The organism is uncultured Ralstonia sp., assembly GCA_913056305.1.
Lineage (GTDB): Bacteria > Pseudomonadota > Gammaproteobacteria > Burkholderiales > Burkholderiaceae > Ralstonia.
On sequence record CAJXMR010000065.1, the window covers coordinates 1 to 22305 of the forward strand.

General features: G+C 67.0%; 21 protein-coding genes and 1 pseudogene. 10 read left to right on the forward strand and 12 right to left on the reverse strand.

Annotated elements, in window-relative coordinates:
- Window positions 1–151 precede the first annotated feature (151 nt).
- The 3 genes from QZ609_RS12545 (at window position 152) to QZ609_RS12555 (ending at window position 4007) form a co-directional block, all read left to right on the forward strand.
- Complete coding sequence (locus QZ609_RS12545; RefSeq protein ID WP_295494947.1) at window positions 152–1828, forward strand: acyl-CoA dehydrogenase family protein; 1677 nt, start codon at window positions 152–154, stop codon at window positions 1826–1828.
- 158 nt (window positions 1829–1986) lie between these two features.
- Window positions 1987–2823 (forward strand): amino acid ABC transporter substrate-binding protein, encoded by an 837-nt coding sequence (locus QZ609_RS12550; protein ID WP_295495002.1) that lies wholly within the window; start codon window positions 1987–1989, stop codon window positions 2821–2823.
- Window positions 2824–3095: 272 nt separating this feature from the next.
- The gene (locus QZ609_RS12555; RefSeq protein WP_295494949.1) at window positions 3096–4007 is read left to right on the forward strand and encodes an amino acid ABC transporter substrate-binding protein; all 912 of its coding nucleotides are present in this window, start codon (window positions 3096–3098) and stop codon (window positions 4005–4007) included.
- A gap of 3 nt (window positions 4008–4010) precedes the next feature.
- On the opposite strand, the gene QZ609_RS12560 is transcribed toward QZ609_RS12555, so the two are convergent.
- Window positions 4011–5732 carry a GMC family oxidoreductase N-terminal domain-containing protein gene (locus QZ609_RS12560; protein WP_295494951.1) on the reverse strand — a complete coding sequence of 574 codons (1722 nt, stop codon included), beginning with the start codon at window positions 5730–5732 and terminating at the stop codon, window positions 4011–4013.
- Between the two features lie 278 nt (window positions 5733–6010).
- On the opposite strand from QZ609_RS12560, the gene QZ609_RS12565 reads away from it, so the two are divergent.
- The gene (locus tag QZ609_RS12565) at window positions 6011–6928 is read left to right on the forward strand and encodes a LysR substrate-binding domain-containing protein (protein WP_295494954.1); all 918 of its coding nucleotides are present in this window, start codon (window positions 6011–6013) and stop codon (window positions 6926–6928) included.
- 66 nt (window positions 6929–6994) lie between these two features.
- Here the strand turns inward: QZ609_RS12565 and QZ609_RS12570 are convergent, their stop codons facing one another.
- The 8 genes from QZ609_RS12570 to QZ609_RS12605 form a co-directional block, all read right to left on the reverse strand.
- The gene (locus QZ609_RS12570) at window positions 6995–7363 is read right to left on the reverse strand and encodes a hypothetical protein (RefSeq protein ID WP_295494957.1); all 369 of its coding nucleotides are present in this window, start codon (window positions 7361–7363) and stop codon (window positions 6995–6997) included.
- Between the two features lie 992 nt (window positions 7364–8355).
- Window positions 8356–8574 (reverse strand): hypothetical protein, encoded by a 219-nt coding sequence (locus QZ609_RS12575; protein ID WP_295494960.1) that lies wholly within the window; start codon window positions 8572–8574, stop codon window positions 8356–8358.
- A gap of 125 nt (window positions 8575–8699) precedes the next feature.
- Window positions 8700–9134, reverse strand: coding sequence for a thioesterase family protein (locus QZ609_RS12580; RefSeq protein WP_295494963.1), 435 nt, complete (start codon window positions 9132–9134; stop codon window positions 8700–8702).
- A 194-nt stretch (window positions 9135–9328) separates the two neighbouring features.
- Window positions 9329–10753, reverse strand: coding sequence for a beta-propeller fold lactonase family protein (locus tag QZ609_RS12585; RefSeq protein WP_295494965.1), 1425 nt, complete (start codon window positions 10751–10753; stop codon window positions 9329–9331).
- A gap of 270 nt (window positions 10754–11023) precedes the next feature.
- A complete protein-coding gene (locus QZ609_RS12590) occupies window positions 11024–11476 on the reverse strand; it encodes a carboxymuconolactone decarboxylase family protein (RefSeq protein WP_295494966.1) in 453 nt (150 codons plus the stop codon).
- Between the two features lie 104 nt (window positions 11477–11580).
- Window positions 11581–12468 carry an RNA polymerase sigma-70 factor gene (locus QZ609_RS12595; RefSeq protein WP_295494968.1) on the reverse strand — a complete coding sequence of 296 codons (888 nt, stop codon included), beginning with the start codon at window positions 12466–12468 and terminating at the stop codon, window positions 11581–11583.
- An 84-nt stretch (window positions 12469–12552) separates the two neighbouring features.
- Complete coding sequence (locus QZ609_RS12600; RefSeq protein WP_295494971.1) at window positions 12553–13113, reverse strand: hypothetical protein; 561 nt, start codon at window positions 13111–13113, stop codon at window positions 12553–12555.
- A gap of 27 nt (window positions 13114–13140) precedes the next feature.
- On the reverse strand, window positions 13141–13599 hold the full coding sequence (locus QZ609_RS12605; RefSeq protein WP_295494973.1) for an Lrp/AsnC family transcriptional regulator: 459 nt from the start codon (window positions 13597–13599) through the stop codon (window positions 13141–13143).
- Window positions 13600–13728: 129 nt separating this feature from the next.
- On the opposite strand from QZ609_RS12605, the gene QZ609_RS12610 reads away from it, so the two are divergent.
- Entirely contained in the window at window positions 13729–14337 is a 609-nt protein-coding gene (locus QZ609_RS12610; protein WP_295494976.1) for a glutathione S-transferase, read from the forward strand.
- 20 nt (window positions 14338–14357) lie between these two features.
- Here QZ609_RS12610 and QZ609_RS12615 read toward each other — a convergent pair whose 3' ends face one another.
- Complete coding sequence (locus QZ609_RS12615; protein WP_295494979.1) at window positions 14358–15500, reverse strand: HPP family protein; 1143 nt, start codon at window positions 15498–15500, stop codon at window positions 14358–14360.
- Window positions 15501–15630: 130 nt separating this feature from the next.
- A pseudogene (locus QZ609_RS26775) lies at window positions 15631–16528 on the reverse strand (AraC family transcriptional regulator).
- Window positions 16529–16796: 268 nt separating this feature from the next.
- Between QZ609_RS26775 and QZ609_RS12630 the strand changes: the two are divergent.
- On the forward strand, window positions 16797–17090 hold the full coding sequence (locus QZ609_RS12630) for a GYD domain-containing protein (protein WP_295494987.1): 294 nt from the start codon (window positions 16797–16799) through the stop codon (window positions 17088–17090).
- Window positions 17091–17161: 71 nt separating this feature from the next.
- Here the strand turns inward: QZ609_RS12630 and metK are convergent, their stop codons facing one another.
- A complete protein-coding gene (gene metK / locus QZ609_RS12635) occupies window positions 17162–18352 on the reverse strand; it encodes a methionine adenosyltransferase (RefSeq protein WP_295494990.1) in 1191 nt (396 codons plus the stop codon).
- Window positions 18353–18590: 238 nt separating this feature from the next.
- On the opposite strand from metK, the gene QZ609_RS12640 reads away from it, so the two are divergent.
- From QZ609_RS12640 to QZ609_RS12655, 4 genes are all read left to right on the forward strand, one after another.
- The gene (locus QZ609_RS12640) at window positions 18591–19460 is read left to right on the forward strand and encodes a lysophospholipid acyltransferase family protein (RefSeq protein WP_295494993.1); all 870 of its coding nucleotides are present in this window, start codon (window positions 18591–18593) and stop codon (window positions 19458–19460) included.
- Between the two features lie 10 nt (window positions 19461–19470).
- Window positions 19471–20364: a lipid A biosynthesis lauroyl acyltransferase gene (locus QZ609_RS12645; RefSeq protein ID WP_295494996.1), complete on the forward strand. Its 894-nt coding sequence runs from the start codon at window positions 19471–19473 to the stop codon at window positions 20362–20364.
- A gap of 82 nt (window positions 20365–20446) precedes the next feature.
- Window positions 20447–21325 (forward strand): diaminopimelate epimerase, encoded by an 879-nt coding sequence (dapF, locus tag QZ609_RS12650; protein ID WP_295495005.1) that lies wholly within the window; start codon window positions 20447–20449, stop codon window positions 21323–21325.
- 59 nt (window positions 21326–21384) lie between these two features.
- Window positions 21385–22212 (forward strand): polyphosphate kinase 2 family protein, encoded by an 828-nt coding sequence (locus QZ609_RS12655; protein WP_295494999.1) that lies wholly within the window; start codon window positions 21385–21387, stop codon window positions 22210–22212.
- The last annotated feature ends 93 nt before the right edge of the window (window positions 22213–22305 follow it).

The following is a 22305-nucleotide window of genomic DNA, read 5'->3' on the forward strand; positions in this document are numbered from 1 at the left end:
GCTTACTTTCTTTGGCAAGACAAAGAAAGTGAGTCAGCCCCGGCAGGGGATGAAATAGGGGTGGACCACCAAGGCCCGAAACCCCCCAACAACTCCCCCTTCTCCATTGGTCTACCATGGCCGAATCACCAAGTGCCAATGGAGACCCATCATGTCCCCGGAAGCCTCAACCCACCGCGTCTTCAATCAAGTCCCCGACCTCGCGCACTTCAACCCCTTCACCTCGGATACGACTCTGCAAGCCGCGCTAGTCCGCCTGGGCGGCACCTGGCACGCAGCAGCACTCACCAACTTTGGCGAAGCACTCGGCGCCCCCGAGACACTCCAGTGGGCCGCCGACGCCAACCAGTACCTCCCCGAACTCCACACCCACACCCGCACCGGCGAGCGCATCGACCGCGTGCGCTTCGACCGCAGCTGGCACGCGCTGCTCACCCTCATGCGCAGCCAGTGCCTGCAAGCCCTGCCTTTCGCCGAGCCGCGCCCAGGCGCCTGGGCCGCCCGCACAGCAGGCTACTTCCTGCAGGCCCAGATCGAATCCGGCTCGCTATGCCCGGCAACGATGACCTTCGCCAGCATCCCCGTGCTGCAAAAGGAGACCGCGCTGTTCGCCGACCTCGCCCCGCGCCTCTACGCCCGCGAGCACGACGCACGCGACCTGCCCTGGCGTGAGAAAACCGCCATCCTCATCGGCATGGGCATGACCGAAAAGCAGGGTGGCTCCGACGTGCGCAGCAACACCACCGTGGCCATGCCCTCAGGTGGCACGGACGGCGGCGAGGGGCGCGGCGCCACCTACGCCATCACCGGGCACAAGTGGTTCTTCTCCGCGCCGATGTGCGACGCACACCTGGTGGTCGCGCGCCTGGGCGCGGAGGACGGCCCGCTGTCGTGCTTCTTCGTGCCGCGCTTTCGTGACGACGGCAGCAAGAACCCGATCCAGATCCAGCGCCTGAAGGACAAGCTCGGCAACCGCTCCAACGCCAGCACCGAAGTGGAGTTCCGCGGCGCCGAGGGCATCCTGATCGGCGAGGAAGGGCGCGGCATCCCGACCATCATCGAGATGGCGACGCACACGCGGCTCGATTGCGTGATCGGCAGCGCGGGCCTGCTGCGCCATGCGCTGATGCAGGCGCTGCACCACGCGCGCCACCGCATGGCCTTCGGCCGCTTGCTGGCCGACCAGCCGCTGATGCGCAACGTGCTGGCCGACCTCGCGCTCGAATCGCAGGCCGCAACCCTGTTGATGATGGAGCTGGGCAGCGCCTTCGAACGCGCGGAAACCGACCCGGTGGCTGCCGCCTGGAAGCGCATCGTCACGCCCGCCGCCAAGTTCTGGGTCTGCAAGCGCACCCTCGAAGCCACCGGCGAGGCGATGGAGGTCTGGGGCGGCAACGGCTACGTGGAAGCGGGCCCGATGGCGCGCCTGTACCGCGAGGCGCCGGTCAACTCGATCTGGGAAGGCTCGGGCAATGTGATGTGCCTGGACGTGCTGCGCGCCATCGGCCGCACGCCGGACGATGTATCGCGCTTGCTGCATGACATCGGCGAGCGTGCGCAGAGCCACCGCATCGTGCGCGCCGAGCTGGCCGCATTGCAGGCCCTGCTGCACCAGCCGGGCGACCTGCAGGAAACCGCCGCGCGGCGCATCGCGCAGGGCGTGGCACTGACGGCGCAAGCCGCGTTGATGGTCGCCCATGCCCACCCGGACGACGCCGAGCACTTCATCGCCAGCCGCTTCCATCACGAGCACGGCCGCGTGTTCGGCACGCTCGACGGCCATGCGCAGGCGCTGGGCGCGGTGCTGCAGCGCGCGTGGCCGGTGTGAATGTTCTGAAAGGCCGGTGAAAGGTCGGCTGCGGTAGCGTGCGCCAGCCGCACGCCCGTGTCCGGCACAAAAACAAAAATCCAAGAGGGGACTTCACCATGCCGCATCCGACCCGCGCACTGCTCGCGGTCGGCCTGGCGTTGTGTGTATCAGATGCCATGGCCGCATCCGGCACGCCCGTGCTGGACCGCATTCGCGACACCGGCACCGTCCGGCTGGCGTATCGGGAGAACTCCGTGCCGTTCTCCTATCTCGATGGCGGCGGCAAGCCGGTCGGCTATTCGATCGACCTGTGCGCGCGGGTGGTCGACGCCATCAAGGCGGCGGTCAAGCGGCCCGACCTGAAGGTGCAGTACGTGGCGGTGACGCCCGCCACGCGCATCGCCGCCATCAAGGAAGGCCGTGCCGACCTGGAATGCGGCTCCACCAACAACACGCGCGAGCGGCGCGAGCAGGTGGCCTTCACCATCCCGCACTACATCGCCAGCAGCCGCATGCTGGTGAAGACCAGCGCCGGCATCGCGCGCTGGGAAGACCTGAACGGCAAGACCGTCGTTTCCACGCGCGGCAGCACCAATGGCGGGCAGATCCGCACCATGGCCGAAGCGCGCGTGCTGAAGATCAACGTGATCGAGGCCAAGGACCACGCCGAGGCCTTCGGCATGGTGGCCGCCGGCCGCGCCGATGCCTTTGCCATGGACGACGTGCTGCTCTACGGCTTTCGCGCCACCTCGCCCAGCCCGGCGGACTACGCCGTGGTCGGCAGCAACCTGGCGGTGGCGCCGTACGCGATCATGCTCAGCAAGGATGACGCCGAGTTCAAGAAGACGGTGGACCTGGCGATGTCGCGCACGATCCTCGACGGCGACGCGGAGCGGCTCTACAAGAAGTGGTTCCAGCAGCCGATCCCGCCCAACGGGGTCAAGCTCGACATCCCGATGAGTTTCCTGCTGCGCGATTCGTTCAAGTTCCCGACCGACAAGGTCGCGGATTAGCGCGGGTTCCCTGGTCACGATCCCACCCTGACGACCTACCCGCAGGTAGCTTGAGGGTATACCCGCAATCGGCGCATAATGCGCGCACCTAAACGGTGCGTCACATTGTTCAACGGTTGGCATTTCCGGGAGCAGCGGCGCGCTGAAGCCATTTCCGCGCGTTTGCATGGACGTTTTCTTGCAAACGATTGCGTGGCATGCCGTGTCGTCAGGGCAGCGATGCGGCGGGTGTTTCCTATAAGCCCGAACTCTCTCTCCTAGGACCTTTGACGATGCTGTTCCCTGCGCGCACGTGGCGGCTGGCCACGCTTGCCGTTTCCGCCGTTGTTTCCGTTTTTGTTCCCGTCTCCCACGCGGTTGCCGCTACCCCGACGCTGGATCGCATCCGCGACTCCGGTGCCGTGCACGTGGCTTACCGTGAAGATTCCATCCCCTTCGCGTATGTCGATGGCGGCAGGCCGATCGGCTATGCGATCGACATCTGCTCGCGGCTGGTTGAGTCGGTCAGGACCTCGCTCAAGCGCCCCGACCTGAAGGTGCAGTACGTGCCGGTGACGGCCGCCACCCGCGTGGACGTCATCGCCACGGGCAAAGCGGACCTGGAATGCGGCTCGACCAACAACTCGCCGGAGCGGCGCGACAAGGTGGCCTTCACCATCCCGCACTACATCACCAAGGGCCGCATGCTGGTGAAGACCGCCTCGGGCCCGCAGCAATGGGAAGACCTGCGCGGCAAGACGGTGGCGGTCACGCGAGGCACGACCAATGCCGAGCTGCTGCACAAGCTGAACGACGCCTCGGGGCTCGGCATGCACATCACCGAGACCAACAACCTGGCGAGCGCGTTCGCGCTGCTCAGCACGGGCAAGGCGGACGCCTTTGCGGGCGACGACATCCTGCTCTCGGGCATGCGCGCCACCGCCAAGAACCCGGCCGATTACGTGCTGGCCGGCAAGACGCAACTGGTGACGTCGTACGCGATCATGCTCAGCAAGCAGGATGTGGAGTTCAAGAAGCTGATCGACCAGTCGATGACGCGCCTGATCGTCGACGGTGATGTGCCGAAGCTCTACAAGAAGTGGTTCCAGCAGCCGATCCCGCCCAACGGCGCAAACCTGGAAGTGCCGATGAGCTACCTGCTGCGGGACTCCTTCAACACGCCGACCGACAGCGCCGGCAACTAAGCGCTAGCGCACCTCCGCCAGCGCGGGCGCCGTGCTCACCATGTTGAGCGTGGTGCGCCCACCCTGGCGGATCAAATCGGCCGCGCGCTCCGCGATCATGATGATCGGCGCGTTGGTGTTGCCGCCGATCAGCGTCGGCATGACCGAGCCGTCGATCACGCGCAGGCCCTCGATGCCGCGCACGCGCAGCTCGGGGTCGACCACCGCCATCGCGTCATCGGCTGCGCCCATCTTGCAGGTGCCGACCGGGTGGTAGATGGTGTCGGCATGGCTGCGGATCAGCGCGCGCACGGCTTCGTCATCCGAGCCGTCGCCGCGCAGGCCTTCGGAATACAGCTCGCGCCCGCCCAGCTCCGCCAGCGAGCGCTGCGCGAAGATGCGCCGCACCGCGCGGAAGCCCGCGATCATGCCGGCCATGTCGGACGGATCGGACAGGAAGCGCGGGTCGATGACGGGCGCGTCGCGCATGTCGGCGCTGGCCAGGCGCACCTCGCCGCGGCTCTTCGGGCGCAGCACGCACACGTGGCACGAATAGCCGTGGCCGTAGTTGAAGGTGCGGTTGTGGTTGTCGGCCATGGCGACCACGAAGTGCAGCTGCAGGTCGGGCTCGGCCAGGTCCGACCGGCTCTTGATGAAGCCGCCGGCCTCGGCAAAGTTGGTGGCGATCATGCCGCGCCGCTCGCGGCGGTAGCGCAGGATCTCGCCCAGCATGCGCACGCTGCCGCGCAGCGAGTAGCCGATCAAATCCAGGTTGAACAGCTTCTTGTGCAGGATGATGTCGAGGTGGTCCTGCAGGTTCTGGCCGACGCCGGGCAGGTCCTGCACCACCGGAATGCCGAGCGCGCGCAATTGCTCCGCCGGGCCCACGCCCGAGGCCAGCAGCAACTGCGGCGAGTTGAACGCCCCCGACGACACGATCACCTCGCGCCGCGCGCGCAAGGTTTCGGTGCGGCCGGCACGATCCACTGTCACGCCCACCGCGCGCTTGCCTTCGAAGACGATGCGCTGCGCCAGGGTGTCCGGCAGTACCGTCAGCTCACGGCGGCCCCGGTTGAAGGTGGTGTCGGATTTGTCGCCGCCATGCAGGTAAGCGCGCGCGGCGTTCCAGCGCTCCCCGTTGTATTGCGTGACTTGGTACGCGCCCACGCCTTCCTGCTCGGGGCCGTTGAAATCTTGGTTGCGCGGGTAGCCGGCAGCGGCGGCGGCATCGACAAAGCGTCCGATGAACGGGTTGCCGGTGCGCAGGTCGCTCACGTGCAGCGGGCCGGTGCCGCCGTGCAGCGGATCATCATCGCGGCCGGCTAAGCGCTCGTTGCATTCGGCGCGCTTGAAGTAGGGCAGCACGTTGTCCCAGTTCCAGCCGGTGCAGCCGAGCGAGGCCCAGTGGTCATAGTCGTGGTGCGTGCCGCGGATATAGATCATCGCGTTGAGCGATGAGCTGCCGCCCAGGCCGCGTCCGCGCGGCTGGTAGCCCTGACGCCCGCCCAGGCCCGGTTGCGGGACGGTCTCGTAGGCGTAGTTGCGCTGGTTCTTGAACGGCAGCGACGCCGCGCACCCGGCCGGCACCCACACCGAGAAGTGATGGTCGTGCGGGCCCGCCTCCAGGAGCGCGACCGTCACGTCCGGGTCTTCGGTCAGGCGGCTGGCAAGCGCGCAGCCGGCCGAGCCGGCGCCGACGATGATGTAGTCGAAGGTGAGCGAATCGGTGGACGCAGGCGTCGCCATGGGGGTGTCTCCAGATGGGCTGTTATTGGGCGTGCGCCGCCGCCGGGCGGGCCGCCGCTTGTGATCCCATCATCGTAGGCGCCGCGCCATGTTTCAAACACAGGTGTGGATGGCATTAGAGGCACTGTTCGATGGTATGCAGCACAGGCGGGCGCGATGACGGTGCAAACGGCGCCAGTTGGGGCGAGCCGGCATGTTGCGGAGCAGAAATTCGCCGCGCATATCCATTAGCATCCGTAAGGTTTTGGCGGCAATGCATTAACGCCTAGAATGCTTCGATGGCCAGGAACCTCGACATCACCCTCGTCCGCACCTTCGTCGCCGTGGCGGAAAACGCCAGCATGACGGTGGCGGCCAACGCGCTGCACCTCACGCAGGGCGCCATCAGCCAGCAGATCAAGCGCCTCGAAGACGCCTTCGAGTGCCGCCTGTTCGAGCGCGACGGCCGCCGCCTACTGCTCACGCACGCCGGCGAGCGCTTCCTCTCCCGCGCCAAGCGGCTGCTCGCCCTCAACGACGAAGTCTGGGCTGACATGGCCGCGCGTCCGTTGCAGGGTCCCGTGCGCCTGGGCGTGCCGTACGACCTGGTCGGCACCGCCTTCCCGCCGATCTTCAAGGCGTTTGCCGAGGCGTGCCCGTCGGTGGAGCTGAGCATCGTGTGCCGCACGTCGATCGAGCTGGCGGAAGGCATCGCGCGCGGCGAGCTGGACGTCGCCGTGGTCGAAGCCCCCGCCGATGAAGCCACCGGCGAATGCCTGAGCATGGAGCGGCTGGTGTGGGTGGGCGCGCGCGGCGGCAGTGCGCACCTGAAGCGCCCGCTGCCGCTGTCGATGGTGGACGAGACCTGCGTGTTCCGCGCCAAGGTGCTGCAGGCGCTGGGCGAGCAGCGCATCGAATGGCGCACCGTGTTCGAGAGCGGCAACATCGAGGCCACCACCGCCACCGTGCGCACGGGGCTGGCGATTACCGCATGGCTCACGCCCACGGTGCCGGCCGATCTGGATATCCTCGGCGCGGAGGCCGGGCTGCCGGAGCTGCCGATGTTCGCCATCAGCCTGCTGCTGCCCGCGCAGGGCGCGAGCCCGGCGGCGCAGGCGCTGGCGCAGGTCATTCGCGAGGGGTTCATGCGGGAGCGTCCGCGGCGGGCGCTGGAGTGGCGCGTACCGGAATCAGCGGGCGCGGTGCGCGTCGGCTAGGCGCGCGGGTTCTGGCTGATCTGCTGGCATCCCCGCCCGTCTCGGGAATGTGTCAATCAATTGTTGTTATACCTCGGCCACCCGCCGCTCCAGGGCGGCCAGCACTTCCCACGTCTGCGGATCGACATCGCGCCCTCCGAGCGACATCGATACGTACGCGTCAATGGCATCGACAAAGCCCTTCACGAACGCCGGCGGAAACGCATGCGCCGAGAAGTGCGTGAGCTGCTCGCGCAGCAAGCCCGGCCGGCATTGCCCGTGCGTACGCATGTCGGTGCGCTTGCGGCAAAGAAACGCTCGCGCTGCCAATGCGCCGTCCAGGTAGATGCGGCGACTGGTCGGTCGGCCGCTTTCCGGTTGCGTGGGAGCGGGGCACGGCGAGGGTGGTGGGGAAGGGTATGACGCGGGGCGATGCCCGCTTGATGCGGTAGCCATGTGGCCTCGGAGGGTAGGTTGACGGAGGCTCGCCGCTCGCTGCTAAACGAGGGTGGCGGGCCTGACGACGGCGTTAGCAGACCGGTCCCTACCCCAGCTTACCGGCAGACCTTTCGGTCTCACCGCCCGGCCCGCCATGAAAAGCATAGACGTGCGCAAGCACCGGACACAAAAACGCCGCGCGGAGGCGGCTGTCCGTCTGGGGGAAAGGAAGGAGTGAATGGGCTGCTAAACCCGGTCACCGCCGAGGCGGTGACAGTGGGGATTATAGCGAGCGAAATATCGGGTTTCGTGAGCGTGCAGCGCTTTGAGGTCAAGTCTGATAGGGGGCGCGCTTTGCCGTGCGGCTGCTGAGGCGCTCGTTTATGCAGCGCGCCACCGTCCGCACAGAGGTACTGAATGGACCAACCTGCATGTAGGGAACGTCGTAGCTCTTCATTCCCTTTACGTAGACGAAAAGGCCGTTGCGCCCCCAATCAGCACGTTCAACGGCTTCCAGTGAAACTCGCCATGGTGCGTGCCCCATGCCTCCCCTGCCCCGAACTTCATTGGGCGATATGACGACGGTTGGTCCTCGGTAGAAAGGAGACCAACTCACGTTTCGTAAGATCAACATCAAAATGGCGAGCAGAACAAGTGCCGACGACCACCACCAGTGAAAGAACGGGAGGAAGGTGCTGGGGTGCCATAGCGCATAGATTGAATATGCCAACGGTATGACTAGCAAAGCCAACGGCCAACGGCCCAAGCCGATCTCGATCGTTTCGTCAGGGTTTCGTGCGCGCTCAATGAGTGAATTCGACATTTGTGAGCTGGGTTGGGTATGCAGTGCAACGTGCTCGCGAGTATCGCAAAAACTGCCACGTAATGATGGTTCGCGTTTCAGGTGAGCCGTTGCTGGACCATCGTCGGCAAGTGGGCAACGTCAATCACTGCCCCCCAAAACAAAACCCCGCCATCAGGCGGGGTCTCGCTCAAGCCAACCAGGCTAATCAAGCCTGCGGTGCCGCATCATCCGGAGCCGCCTGCTCGCCTTCCTTGGCTTCCTCTTCCTTCTTCTCCAGCATGCCTTCCAGCGCGCCCGCGCCCTTGAAGCCGGCCACGGCCGCGATGCCCTTGGTCAGCAGCCCTGCGTCCGGGTCGAGTTTTTCGGCAGCTTCAACAGCCGCGATCGCACCTGCGATCTTGCCGGCTTCTTCCAGAATTCCCATAGCAGCTCTCCTTCCAAGTTGAGGGGGGAGAGCCATGGTGGCACGAAGCCGCGGGCCAATGTTCAGCGAATGTAAAAAAATCCGCGCGGACGGTGATGCGCGCGTCGCGCATCACGTCGCAGCCATCACTTCGTGCTCGCGGCGTTGCCCGTAAACGTTTCCAGGCGCTCGCGCGTGCGGTCGGTCAGCGGGCTCGATTGCCGCGTGCTCGTGTCGATCTGGACGATCACGGTCTGCGCGGTGGCGGCGCAGCGGCCGTTCTGGAAGATGGCCTGGTCGAGCTTGATCGAGCTGCGGCCAATGGACGCCACGCGCGTGCCGATCTGCACCGTGCCGGGCCAGTGGATCTCGTTGCGGAAGTCCAGCACCAGCTGGGCGATGACGAACTCGGCGCCGGGCGCGGCCAGCGGGTCGTCGGCGTTGTAGATCAGCTCGACCCGCCCGCTTTCCAGGAAGGTGGCGAACACGGCGTTGTTGACGTGGCCTTGGCGGTCGGTGTCTCCGTAGCGGAGCTTGTCGGCCGTCTGCATCGGGAAATCGTCGAGCGACAGGGTGGTCATGGTGCGGTGATGGGGAGTGGTCGGGCGCGGCGCGCGCGTTGTGGAGCAGCTTGCGCTGCCTGCGCATTGTGCCGTGCTTTCGGCAGTGAGGTTGGCGCAGGCCGTGCGCCCACGTACATGACAACGCCCCGCAAGCGCGGGGCGTGTCATGCATTGCCGAGTGGGTGCCAAGTGGGTGCGTGCGGCCGCTCGGCTCAGGGCACCGCCACGATGGCAAACGCGCGTGGCAGCAGACCCGTTGCCGCGCTCGACACGGCGGTCAGCAGGCCGGTGCTGCTGTCCACGCGGTAGGCGGCGACGGTGCTGTCGACCCCGTTGACGATATAGGCGACGGTGCCCGCATCGTTGAGCGTGATCGCCAGCGGGTCATTGCCCGTGGCCATGGTGGCGACCAACGTCAGCGCGCCGGTGCTCGCGTTGATGCGGTAGATGCCGACCGTGTTGTCGAAGGTGTTGCCCACGTATGCAAAGCTGCCAGACGGATGGATGGCGATCGGGATCGGCCCGACCCCGGTGGCGATGGGCGTGCCCGAGGCGGTGAGTGCACCGGTGGTCGCGTTGATCGTGTACGGCTGCACCGTGTTGTCGCCCGTGTTGGCCACGAAGGCCAGCGTGCCGGCTGCGTTGACGGCGATGTAGAACGGCGAGGTGCCGGTGGTGACCGGGCTGCCCACGGGCGTGAGCGCGCCGGTGGCGCTGTTGATCGCGTAGACCATGGCCGTTGGCGTGCCGGCGCCGTTGGCGGCGTTCACCACGTAGGCGTACGTGCCGGCCTTGTTGATGGCGATGGTGTACGGGTTGGTGCCCGCCGCAATGGTGCCGACGGACGTGAGCGCGCCGGTGCTCGCGTTGATGGAGAACGCCGATAGGTTGTTGCTGCTGAAGTTGGTCGTGTACGCGAAGGTACTGGCCGGTGTGCGTGCGATGTTGAACGGCTGCGTGCCGGTGGCCGCCGGTGTGCCGGTGACGGACAGCAGGCCGGTCTCCGAATTGATGGCCAGGGTGGTGACGGAGTTGTCGTTGCTGTCGACCACGAAGACGAACTTGCCGGCCTTGTCGCCCACCAGCGAGAGCGGGCCGTGGCCGACCGCGAGCGGGGTGCCGATGAGGGTGGGCGCGCCGGTGGTCGGGTCCAGCGTGTAGGCCGAGACCGTGTTGTCGTTCGAGTTGGCCGCATAGGCGAAGAGCGGCCGCGCAGAACATGCCACGGCAATGTTGGTCACGCTGGCGCTGGCCACCGTGCCGCTGCCGTTGGTGATCGTGCACTGCTGGCCCGATGGCCGCGTGCCGACCGTGGCGGCATAGGGCGCGCCACTGGCAAGCGCGGTCGGGAAGTGGAAGTTGCCGTTGGCGTTGACGGTGACGGCATCGCTGCCGTTGTCCAGCAGCGTGACCGACAAGCCGGTGCCCAGGCCCGAGACCATGCCCCCGACTGTGAACGTGGGTGCAGGGGCCGGCGCGGGTGCTGGCGATGGCGCGGGGCTGGGGGTTGGCGCTGGCGTTGGCGCGGGTGTGTTCGAAGCGCTGGGCGGTGGCGCCGTCGTGGCCGCATCGTTGCCGCCGCCTCCGCCGCAGGCGGCCAGCCCGATCGACAGCGTGGCCGCTAGTGCGAGCGCCATGCCGCGCCGAGGTAGCGCGTGCGCGACAACCCTCGAACCCAAAGGATCCGGCAGTGTCGCGTCCTGCCGTGCCGTTGCTGATCGCCCATTGCGGGCATGGATTTGCTCGGTCATGGCGGCCCCCGTTCCTTGCGCCTCTTTGTCTTCGGAAGCATAGGAGCCGCCTTGCGCACGCCACATAGGCCAATTGATTCATGAAGTCCTCGGCCACACGCCCTATCGTGTGCGGCGCGCGGCGCCGCGGCAGCGTTTGCGCGGGCTGCAGGCCGCTTATGCTTGCTCGGGCACGGGGTTGCGCAGGCTGACGTTGAGCAGGTTCCAGCTGTTGATGACGACGATCACGTAGCTCAGGTCGGCGATCTCCGCATCGGAGAACTGCGTGCGCAGGCGGGCGAATTCTTCGTCGCTGGGGTCGGTGTGCGGGATGTTCGTGACGAGTTCCGCCCAGCGCAGCGCGGCACGTTCGCGATCGCTGAAGAACGGGGCTTCGCGCCAGCCGGCCACGGCGTTCACGTGGCGCGGGTCTGCACCCAGCTTGATCAGGTCGTGCCAGTGCATGTCGATGCAGAAGGCGCAGCCGTTGATCTGCGACACGCGCAGCAGCACCAGATCGATCAGCCGCTTGCCGAGCGGGCTCTTGTGCACCGTGTCGGACAGGGCGAGCAGCCCCTGGAATGCCTTGGGCGCGAGTTGGAAGTGGGGAATGCGGATGGCGTGCGTCATGAGAGCCTCGTGGGTTGGGTTGGAGGCCGCCCCTTGCGGCGCTCCATCCTCTCAAGACGCGTGGGCGATCGGCGTTGTGACAGGTCCGCCGATTTTTTTTTTATTTACTGGGCAATGTTCGCCAGCTTGTCCGGATTGCGCACCACGTAGATGGCGACGATGCGCCCATCCTCGATGACGAACGACTGCGCGGATTCGAGCCGGCCATCGACATAGCGCAGCAGGCCGGGCTCGCCGTTGACGCGTGCGTGCCGGTACTGGACGTCGGCGCCCATGCGCAGCGCGAGCACCGCGTAGATCTGGGTGACCTGGTCCGGATCGCGCACGATGTGCAGGAACGCCGGCACCTTGCCGCCGCCGTCGCCCACCAGCTGCACGTCGTCGGCCAGCAGCGCGCGGATGGCGTCTTGCTGGCCGGTGCGCGCGGCCTCCATGAACTTCTGCAGCAGGCTGCGGTGCGCGTCTTGCGAGACGTCAAAGCGCGGGCGCTCCTGCTGCACGCGGTCGGCGGCGCGGTGCACCATCTGCCGGCAGGCGGCCTCGGTCTTGCCGAGCAGCCCGGCGATCTCCGCGTAGTCGTGGTCGAACACCTGCCGCAGCAGGAAGGCCGCGCGCTCCTCCGGTGAGAGCCGCTCGAGCACCCACAGCAGCGCGACCGACAGATCGCCAGCCAGCTCGGCGGCGGCCTCTGGCGTGCGTTCGTCCAGCTCCACCAGCGGCTCGGGCAGCCACCAGCCGATGTAGGCCTCGCGCTCGGTCTTGGCCGCGCGCAGGCGGTCGATCGACAGACGCGTCACCACCGTCACGAGCCACGCTTCAGCGGATTGCAGGGCAGTCGGGTCGGTCTGGTGCCAGCGCAGCCAGGCATCCTGCAGCACGTCTTCCGCATCGGCGCGGGTGCCGAGCATGCGGTAGGCGATGGCGAACAGGCGCGGGCGCAGGGCGTCGAAGGTGGCGTCAGTCGATGCGGCGGTGGGCGAGGAGGCTGGCATGGCGGTCAGGAATGAATGGGCGTCCTTCCTAGACGTGGCGGGTGTGGGGTTTGTGACAGCGTTCGGGCAAGGTGCCGCGCTAGTTCATGGTGTGTCGGGAACGTACTCGACATTCAGGATCTGGATGCCGTACGGGCTGAGCTTCTCCGTCACACGCACGCGGCCCCGCCCGGCTTGTGCCGGAATCCCCCAGGCGTGACCGCAGCCGGTGATGTCCGCAGCAATTTCTGGTCCGGCAGAAAACTGGGCGCCGTATGGGCAACGGCTTCCGCCTTGCGTGAGGACGTAGGCGGTTTCATAGGTGCGCACGCCAGTGCTGGTGAAGCGGGGAAGTGCGGTCAGCCAGCTCCACGTCAGTGCGAAACCGATCGCACCAGTGACCAGGAAGGTCAGGGGCATGGGAACGCCCATGGGGTCCCCTTTCTGGCGCAGGTCCTTGGTCAGGACCGAGACAACCGCGCCCACGACCAGTGCCCCGATCAGGGCGAGCGGGAGGCGGGAAACCTGCGTGGTCACATAGCAACCGTCCTGCGCCCAAAAGCCGGTGGACGCCAGGGCCATGGTCGACAACAGTGCCCCATACCCGCGCCATTTGACGGCCTTGGTTTGGGGTGGACCTTGCAGAAAGATGAAGCGGTCGTTCATGTGTGTTTGGAGGTGTTGGTGTTGTTCTTATCGCCCCGGCATCTTCACCGTGCGGATCGTCGTCGCCTTGTTGACCGGGTTCGACAGCACCAGCGAGGTCTTGACCGAACCATGCGCCGCCAGGCTGTCCACCACGCGCTCCAGGTCGCTCGGCTCGGCGATCGCGCAGCGGACGATGAAGCAGTGCTCCCCCGTCACGCGGCTGGCCTCCAGCACTTCGGGCATCTCCTCGAACAGCTTGATGTACTTGCGGATGTGCGTGTGCGTGGTCGCGACGTGGATGATGGCTTGCAGCCCGATCCCGACGCTGCGCAGGTTGACGCGCGCGCCGTAGCCCTCGATCACGCCGGCGTCTTCGAGCTTGCGCACGCGCTCGCTCATGGCCGGTTGCGACAGGCCGATACGCTTGCCCAGTGCCGCCAGGCTCTGGCGCGCGTCGGTCTGCAGCGCTTCGAGGATCAGCCAGTCTTTCTTATCCAGCTCCATGCATGGCTCCTGTGGGAAAACCGATGAGTCATCGGCCAACCGGCCCGATTGGGCGGCAAAACCGCTTTCAGTGCGCGGGCGCGGCTGCCTATCATAAGTGGCGTTCCCAACCCTTGCCCAGGAGATGCAATGAAGCTGATCGGCATGCTCGATTCGCCCTACGTGCGCCGCGCCGCCATTTCGTTCAAGCTGCTCGGCCTGCCGTTCGAGCACGCGTCGGTGTCCGTCTTCCGCCACTTCGACACCTTCCGCGAGAGTAACCCGGTGGTGAAGGCGCCCACGCTGGTGTGCGACGACGGCACCGTGCTGATGGATTCGACGCTGATCATCGACTACGCCCAGGCGCTGGCCGGCCGCAGCCTGATGCCCGCCGCGTTGCCGGCCCGCACGCGCGCGCTGCGCGGTATCGGCCTGGCGCTGGCGGCGTGCGAGAAAGCCGCGCAGATCGTCTATGAATTCAACCTGCGCCCGGCCGAGAAGACGCACGCGCCGTGGGTCGACCGCGTGCACGGCCAGCTGCGTGCCGCCGTCGACGCGCTGGAGGCCGAACTCCCAACCGGCCATCTGCCCGCCGATGCCGGCGCGCTGACCCAGGCCGACCTGACCCTCGCCGTGGCGTGGGGCTTCATCCAGCTGACGGTGCCCGAGCGCGTGCCGGCCAAGGACTACCCGCGCCTGGCGGCATTTGCCGCCGCGGCCGAGCAGCTCGATGTGTTCCGCGAGACGCCGATCGAGTAAGCAGGGAGGAGGCGCTGCACTCAGGCCGCGTGCGACGGCCCGATGGTGGCCTGGCGGTACAGCCCGCCCACCAGGTCCGATTCGGTGATGATGCCGGCCAGCCGGCCGTCGGCATCGAGCACCGGAATGTGGTGGTGCCCGGCGCTGGCGAACATCGGCACCAGTTCCGACATGGGCGCGGCGGCGGCGATGGTGCGCACGCGCCGGTGCATCTGCGTGGCCACGCGCGGTGGGGTCATGGCGCCGATGCCGAACCAGTGGCGCAGCGAGTGGCCCAGCTCGCGCGGCGTGAGGCCGAGCAGGTCGGCGCGCGTGACGATGCCGACCACGCGGCGGTCGTCGTCGATCACGGGCAGGGCCTTGATGTGGTGCCGCTCCAGTAGGCGCAGCGCATGCGGCACCGTGGTCCCCTCGGTCGCGGTGATGACCGGCTGCGACATCACGTCGGCGCAGGTGAGCGCCTGGAAGGTGCGGGTGTAAGCCTGCAGCTGCATCTCGCGCAGCACGGCCTCGATGTCTTCGGGGTCGATGTCGAGCAGCTCGCTCTGGCGGCGCAGCGCGGCGACGATGTCGGCGCGGGTGAAGCCGGCGGTGGTCGGGGCGCGCTCGGCGGCGGGCAGACGGTGCGCGTGCGGATAGCGGTGGCCGGTGGCGGCGTGGTACACCAGCGCCCCCGCCAGCAGCAGCACCGACTGGATCAGGATCGGCTCCAGCACGAAGCGATACCCCAGCGCATGCACCGCCGGCCCGCCGATCACGGCGGTGAGTGCCACCGCACCCGAGGGCGGGTGCACGCAGCGCAGCGCGAACATGCCGCCGATCGCGATCGACACCGCCAGCGCGGAGGCGACCACCGGATCATCGACGAGCAGCGCGCACGTGACCCCCACGGTGGCCGCCACCAGGTTGCCGCCGAGGATCGACCACGGCTGCGCCAGCGGACTGGCCGGCACCGCAAACAGCAGCACCGCCGAGGCGCCCATCGGCGCGACCAGCAGGGGGATGTGCGCGGCCAGGGTGTCCGGCACGAAGCGCATCGTCACGCCGGTGAAGAGGATGCCGAGCAGCGCGCCCACCGCCGAGCGCACACGCTCGGTCCAGCGGACGGTGACGGGGGCAGGCACGAAGCTGGCGAACCAGCGCAGGACGGCAAGGCGGGACACGATGGGCTGCGGGGGCGACGGCGATCGCCCGGAACAGGCCTCACCTTGATTGGAATGGCGCCCGGGTGGCCCCAGGCTGCGGCGCGAATTTTATCATGTTGTGACACAAATGCCGGGGGGGGGGGCTCTCCTAGCGCAGCGGCAGCAGCACGTCCGTCACCGCCTCGTGCTCCGGCACATCCGGATAGAAGCGCACGCGCTGGAACACCAGCGGCACGTCGCGCGGTTCCTCGCCACTGGCGGGCAGCCACTCTGCGTACAGGTGGGCGACGGTCTGGTCGAGCGTGTCGTTCGAGCCGACATGCCGCAGCACCGCGTAGCGCCCGCCGGCAATGGTCTTGGCCGTCACGCCCGCCGCGTTGGGCGCAATGGGTGCGACAGGCCCGGGCGTGGCCGCGCAGATGTCCATGCGGAAGGCTTCGGGCGGCACGTCGTCGGGGTTGTCGTAGACGAGGTTATAGGTGGCGGAGACGGCCGGCGGCAGGCGGCAGGCGGTGCTCGCGGCGCCAGGCGATGAAGGTGCGGATTGTCTCGCCCAGGCGGGCCGGGCTGCCGCGGTGCTCGATGGCGGCGACGGGCACGTCTTCGCGTTCAACGATTTCGACGGTTTGGATGTGTGGTTGGGCGGGCATGTGCTGGCTCCTGAGGGCGCGTAGCGCGTGGTGATCGGCGGCCCAGGGCTCCCATTGCGGCGCCGTGCGAAAAGCCGATGGCGATTGCCCCGCCTGTTTGCGGAACGCACGCGCAAAGGCTTCCGGTCCCGCATACCCGCATGCCAGCGCAATGTCGGTGATGCGCGCAGCGTCGCGGTAGGCGAGCTGGTGCGCGGCGCGCTTGATGCGCAGCAACTGCACGTAGCGCCCAACGCTCATGCCGAACAGCAGCGTGAACTGGCGGTGGAAGTGGTACTTCGAGAACGCCGCCACGGCCGCCAACTGGTCCACGTCGATTGCCTCGTCCACGTGTGCATCGATGTAGGCGAGCACGGCGCGGAAGCGGGTGAGGTAGCGGTCAGTGGCAGTGGTCAACGGTGGGCTCCTGGGTGGCGATACGGTATCGCGCGTGACACAGGCGCGCCTGACCGGAATTGCGGAATCGGCACGCCCACGTCCAGGTGTATCACGCCTGAAACCCTTTTCGGCGAACCGAGGCGCCCGGCCTGCCTCCTTGTCTCCAGCGCCAAGCGCAGCCTCGCATGGCGCGTTCATTGCAGCAGATCGTTTCTTGCGCGTTTCGGCGGCGCGCCTGATCCCCCTCGCATCCCGCCTCGCACTTTCGCCGATCAGGAGACGCACCATGGCAACGTTCCTCGCCCTGCTCAACTTCACCGACCAGGGCATCCGCAACGTGAAAGACACCACCAAGCGGGCGGCCGCAGCCCGCGAGCTGGCCAAGGCGGCCGGCATCAACATGAAGGAGATCTACTGGACGCTGGGTCAGTACGACCTCGCGGTGATTTTCGAGGGGCCGGACGACGCCGACATGACGGCCTTCGGGCTGACGCTGGGCATGGCCGGCAATGTCCGCTCGCAGACGCTGCGGGCGTTTTCCGCAGATGAGATGGAGGCGATCATCAGCAAGATGCCGTGAGCGTGGCATCGCGCGCATGCACAATAAAAAAACCGCCCCGAGGGGCGGTTTCTCTTTTGCATCAAGCGCGCTCAGGCGAAGGCCTTGACCGGCTCGCCAGCCAGGCCGGCGGCTTCACGCAGCAGGGCGGCCTTGTCGGTGGCTTCCCAGCTGAACTCCGGCTCTTCGCGGCCGAAGTGGCCGTAGGCGGCGGTCTTGCCGTAGATCGGGCGCAGCAGGTCCAGCATCTGCACGATGCCCTTCGGGCGCAGGTCGAAGTGCTCCTGCACGAGCTTGGCGATCTGCTCGTCCGGGATCACGCCGGTGCCTTCCGTGTACACCGTGATGTTGATCGGGCGCGCCACGCCAATCGCGTAGCTCACCTGCACCTGGCACTGACGCGCCAGGCCGGCGGCCACCACGTTCTTGGCCACGTAGCGCGCAGCGTAGGCGGCCGAGCGGTCGACCTTGGACGGGTCCTTGCCCGAGAACGCACCGCCGCCGTGCGGGGCTGCGCCGCCGTACGTGTCGACGATGATCTTGCGGCCGGTCAGGCCGCAGTCGCCCTGCGGGCCGCCGATGACAAAGCGGCCGGTCGGGTTCACCAGGTACTTGGTGTCGGCCAGCATGTGCGAGGGCAGCACCGGCTTGATGATCTCTTCGATCACAGCCTCGCGGATGGCCTCTTGCGAGATGTCCGGCGCGTGCTGCGTGGAGAGCACCACGGTGTCCACGCTGTGCGGCTTGCCATCCACATAGCGCACTGTCACCTGCGACTTGGCGTCCGGACGCAGCCAGGGCAGGCGGCCGTCGCGGCGCAGCTGCGACTGGCGCTCGACCAGGCGGTGTGCGTAGTAGATCGGGAAGGGCATCAGCTCGGGCGTCTCGTCGCACGCGTAGCCGAACATCAGGCCCTGGTCGCCGGCGCCCTGGTTCAGGTAGTCGTCCGATGCGCGGTCGACGCCCTGGGCGATGTCGGGCGATTGCTTGTCGTAGGCGACCAGCACCGCGCAACCCTTGTAGTCGATGCCGTACTCGGTGTTGTCGTAGCCGATGCGCTTGATGGTCTCGCGCGCAACGTGGATGTAGTCGACGTTGGCCGACGTGGTGATCTCACCCGCCAGCACCACCAGACCGGTGTTGCACAGCGTTTCTGCTGCGACGCGCGCATATTTGTCCTCGGCCAGGATGGCATCGAGGATGGCGTCGGAAATCTGGTCGGCGACCTTGTCGGGATGGCCCTCGGAGACCGACTCCGAGGTGAAGAGGAAGTCGTTTGACACGGCTGTTAGCTCCAGATTGGCTATCACGTTGCCAATCCGTTTGTGCCACGGCCGGCGACGCTTTAGCGGTATTTAGCAACCTTGCCCAGGTTTGTGGCCGGACAAGGATTCGCCCCGCAAGTTGTCAGTTAACTCGGCGAATCGCGATATTATACGCGGCACCTCGGGGTCTTGCCGGACGGCAGTTCATGACCCTACTGCCCTGTCTCACGCGACCAACACTTCCGCGCACCCAAGCATGACCTTCCTGTTCTGGCTGTTTTCACGCTGGCCCCTGTCGTGGCTGCAGGCGCTGGGCGGCTGGCTGGGCGCGCTGGCGGCGCGAGTGCCGGGTCGTTATCACGACCGCCTGATCGCCAACTTCCAGCACGCCTATCCGGACGTCACGCCCGCCATGCTCAAGGAGGCTGGGCGATCTGCCGGCCGCATGGTGTTCGAGATGCCGTACTTCTGGATGCGCAAGAACGGGCCGGACATCACGCCCGATTTCCTCGACGAGTGCTGGCCGACTGTCGAGCAGTTGCTCGCAGGCGGGCGCGGTGTGCTCTTCATGACACCGCACCTGGGCTGCTTCGAGATCCTGCCGCAGGCCTACGCGCGCCGCCTGCCGGTCACGTCGATGTTCAAGCCACCGCACCAGGAAAGCCTGCGCGCCTGGATCGAGCGCATGCGTACGCGGCCGAACATGGCCATGGCGCCGGCCGATGCGCGCGGCGTGCGCATGGTGGTGCGCGCACTCAAGCGCGGCGAGGCGGTCGGCATCCTGCCCGACCAGGCCCCCACCGCCGGCGAGGGCGTGTGGGCGCCGTTCTTCGGCAAACCAGCCTACACGATGACGCTGGTGCACCGCCTGCATCGGCTGACCGGCGCCCCTGTGGCGGTGGTGTTCAGCGAGCGCCTGCCGCGCGGCAAGGGGTATCGCCTCCACCTGCGTGTGATTGGGGATCTACCTGAGGATGTGACGGAAGCGGCGACCCGCCTCAATGCCGAAATCGAACAATTGATTGCCCTGGCGCCGACCCAATATCTCTGGGGCTACAACCGTTACAAGCGCCCCAAGGGCGTGGACGCGCCCGAACCGGCACAACCGTCCTCGGTTGAGGCCTGACCCTTCTCTTATGGAACGTTTTTCCGCCAAACTCGGACTCGGCTTCCTGTGGCTGCTGTCCTTCTTCCCGTATGGTTTCGTCGCCCGCTTTGGCGAGGGGCTGGGCGGGCTGCTCTACCGCATCCCCAACGGCCGCCGCCGCGTGGTGCTGGCCAACCTCAAGGCCTGCTTCCCTGACAAATCCGACGCCGAGCGCGAGGCCATCGCGCACGAGGTCTTCCGCAAGGTGTTCCGCAGCTTTGCCGAACGCTCGTTCGCATGGTTCGCGTCGGAGAAGCGGCTCATGCGCGTGGTCAAGATCGACGACCAGGCCAACCTGCCGGCGATGCACGGCCAGCCGCACATCCTCGTCACGCTGCACCTGTCGGGCGTGGAGATCGGCGCGCTGGCGCTGACCGACTACCTGCGCGAGCACACCGGCAACGGCGGCTGCTCGCTCTACACGCGCATGGCCAACCCGGCGCTGGACGAGGCCATCAAGGGGCTGCGCAGCCGCTTTGGCGCGACCATGGTGTCGCGCAACGAGAACATCCGCCAGATCATGCGCACCATCAAGCGCGGCGAGGCGCTGCAGCTGATCTCCGACATGGACTTCGGCGAGCGCGACGCGGAGTTCGTGCCGTTCTTCGGCGTGCCGGCGCTCACGCTCAACGCCATCCCGCGCATGGCGTCGCTCACCGGCGCCAAGGTCGTGCCGATGTACACCGAGATCCTGCCCGACTACCAGGGCTACGCGCTGCGCATCCTGCCCGCGTGGGACAACTACCCGACCGCTGACCTGACCGCCGACACGCGCCGCATCAACGCCTTCTTTGAAGACGCGATCCGCCCGCGCATCACCGAGTACTACTGGGTGCACAAGCGCTTCAAGCATCGGCCCGAAGGCGTGCCGGGCATCTATTGACGCGCTGAGGCGGGCGCGGACGGCTCGCTCTACAATGAGCGCTTTCCGAGTTCCTGACGCCGCCACCGTGCGGCTTGCCACCGTGAAACTGCACTTCACCAAGATGCACGGCGCGGGCAACGACTTTGTCGTGCTCGACGGCATCCAGACCCCGATCGACTTCACGCCCGAGCAGTGGCGCGCCATCGCCGATCGCCACTTTGGCGTGGGCGCAGACCAGCTGCTGCTGGTCGAGCGCTCGACGCGGCCCGATGTCGATTTCCGCTATCGCATCTTCAACCACGATGGCGGCGAGGTGGAGCACTGCGGCAACGGCGCGCGCTGCTTCGTCAAGTTCGTCACCGACCGCGGCCTGACGACCAAGCGCACCGTGCGCGTCGAGGTCATGAACGGCATCGCCACGCTGACCCTGCAGCCGGACGGCCAGGTGACCGTCGATATGGGCGCGCCCGTGTTCGAGGCCGCGCGCCTGCCCTTCCTGCCCGACGGCCTGCCCACGCGCGCCGAAGGCCGCGACACGCTGCACGGCCTGCAGATCAACGGCCGCACCGAGTGGATCTCCACCGTGTCGATGGGTAACCCGCACGCGGTGCAGGTGGTGGACGACACCGAGGTTTTCCCCGTGCTGGAAGACGGCCCGCTGATCGAATCGCATGCCGTGTTCCCGCGCCGCGTGAATGCCGGTTTCATGCAGATCGTTGATCGCCACTCCATGCGCCTGCGCGTGTACGAGCGCGGCGCAGGCGAGACGCTCGCCTGCGGCACCGGCGCCTGCGCGGCCGTGGTGGCCGGCATCCGGCGCGGCCTGATCGATTCGCCCGTGAAGGTGGCCACGCATGGCGGTGACCTGACTATCGCCTGGGCCGGCGAGGGCGAGCCGGTCATGATGACCGGCCCCGCCACCACCGTCTTCGAAGGCACGCTGGACCTGGACGCACTGAAGCTGACCGCCGCCCACTGACGCGCGCCCTGATGCGCGGCCCCCCGCGCAGCCGTCAGCACAACAACAAGGAGGCTTTCGTGGCATCGAACGGCAAGACCCTGATGGACGACTGGCGTTTCGACGGCAGCACCAAGTTCAAGATCGACAAGGCGGAGGCTGCCGCCAAGCCGTTCTCCACCGGCAGCAAGGCGGAGGACACGGCGCGGCTGGCGGAGATCGCCGCCAAGCTCGACGCGCTGCAGGACGTGCTCTACGCCGAGCACCGGCGCAAGGTGCTGGTGATCCTGCAGGGCATGGACACCTCCGGCAAGGACGGCACCGTGCGTGGCGTGTTCCGCGCGATGGACCCGCTGGGCTTGCGGGTGGTTGGCTTCAAGGCGCCGACGCCGCAGGAGCTGGCGCACGACTACCTCTGGCGCGTGCACGCCCAGACGCCCGCACGCGGCGAGATCGTCATCTTCAACCGCAGCCACTACGAAGACGTGCTGATCACGCGCGTGCACGGCGACATCGACGCCGCCGAATGCAAGCGCCGCTATGGGCATATCAACGCGTTCGAGCAGATGCTCTGCGATACCGGTACGACCATCGTCAAATGCTTCCTGCACATCTCCAAGGACGAACAGCGCGCGCGGCTGCAAGAGCGTATCGACGATCCGCACAAGCACTGGAAGTTTGATCCTGCGGACATCGAGGAACGGAAGTTCTGGGGTGACTACATGCAGGCCTATGAGGCGGCGATCAATGCCACGGCCACGCCCGAGGCGCCGTGGTATGTGATTCCTGCGGATTCCAAGTCGCATCGGAATTTGATGGTGGCGGAGATTTTGTTGCGGGTGTTTGAGGGGATGAAGCCTGCTTATCCGGAGGGGAATCCGGCGTTTGAGGCTTTGAAGATCGAGTAGCTTTTTTTGGGGTTTTCTGGCCTTGGTGGTCCACCCCCGTTTCATCCCCTGCCGGGGCTGACTCACTTTCTTTGTCTTGCCAAAGAAAGTAAG

What these genes read in the sequence shown, in the direction of transcription:
- QZ609_RS12630 (WP_295494987.1), top strand. Translation starts at nt 16,797, where the DNA reads ATGGCAACGTTCCTCGCCCTGCTCAACTTCACCGACCAGGGCATCCGC.
- QZ609_RS12575 (WP_295494960.1), bottom strand. Translation starts at nt 8,574, where the DNA reads ATGGGAATTCTGGAAGAAGCCGGCAAGATCGCAGGTGCGATCGCGGCT.
- QZ609_RS12570 (WP_295494957.1), bottom strand. Translation starts at nt 7,363, where the DNA reads ATGGCTACCGCATCAAGCGGGCATCGCCCCGCGTCATACCCTTCCCCA.
- QZ609_RS12580 (WP_295494963.1), bottom strand. Translation starts at nt 9,134, where the DNA reads ATGACCACCCTGTCGCTCGACGATTTCCCGATGCAGACGGCCGACAAG.
- QZ609_RS12545 (WP_295494947.1), top strand. Translation starts at nt 152, where the DNA reads ATGTCCCCGGAAGCCTCAACCCACCGCGTCTTCAATCAAGTCCCCGAC.
- QZ609_RS12600 (WP_295494971.1), bottom strand. Translation starts at nt 13,113, where the DNA reads ATGAACGACCGCTTCATCTTTCTGCAAGGTCCACCCCAAACCAAGGCC.
- QZ609_RS12645 (WP_295494996.1), top strand. Translation starts at nt 19,471, where the DNA reads ATGGAACGTTTTTCCGCCAAACTCGGACTCGGCTTCCTGTGGCTGCTG.
- QZ609_RS12610 (WP_295494976.1), top strand. Translation starts at nt 13,729, where the DNA reads ATGAAGCTGATCGGCATGCTCGATTCGCCCTACGTGCGCCGCGCCGCC.
- QZ609_RS12640 (WP_295494993.1), top strand. Translation starts at nt 18,591, where the DNA reads ATGACCTTCCTGTTCTGGCTGTTTTCACGCTGGCCCCTGTCGTGGCTG.
- QZ609_RS12590 (WP_295494966.1), bottom strand. Translation starts at nt 11,476, where the DNA reads ATGACGCACGCCATCCGCATTCCCCACTTCCAACTCGCGCCCAAGGCA.
- QZ609_RS12550 (WP_295495002.1), top strand. Translation starts at nt 1,987, where the DNA reads ATGGCCGCATCCGGCACGCCCGTGCTGGACCGCATTCGCGACACCGGC.
- QZ609_RS12555 (WP_295494949.1), top strand. Translation starts at nt 3,096, where the DNA reads ATGCTGTTCCCTGCGCGCACGTGGCGGCTGGCCACGCTTGCCGTTTCC.
- QZ609_RS12585 (WP_295494965.1), bottom strand. Translation starts at nt 10,753, where the DNA reads ATGGCGCTCGCACTAGCGGCCACGCTGTCGATCGGGCTGGCCGCCTGC.
- QZ609_RS12560 (WP_295494951.1), bottom strand. Translation starts at nt 5,732, where the DNA reads ATGGCGACGCCTGCGTCCACCGATTCGCTCACCTTCGACTACATCATC.
- QZ609_RS12595 (WP_295494968.1), bottom strand. Translation starts at nt 12,468, where the DNA reads ATGCCAGCCTCCTCGCCCACCGCCGCATCGACTGACGCCACCTTCGAC.
- QZ609_RS12605 (WP_295494973.1), bottom strand. Translation starts at nt 13,599, where the DNA reads ATGGAGCTGGATAAGAAAGACTGGCTGATCCTCGAAGCGCTGCAGACC.
- QZ609_RS12565 (WP_295494954.1), top strand. Translation starts at nt 6,011, where the DNA reads ATGGCCAGGAACCTCGACATCACCCTCGTCCGCACCTTCGTCGCCGTG.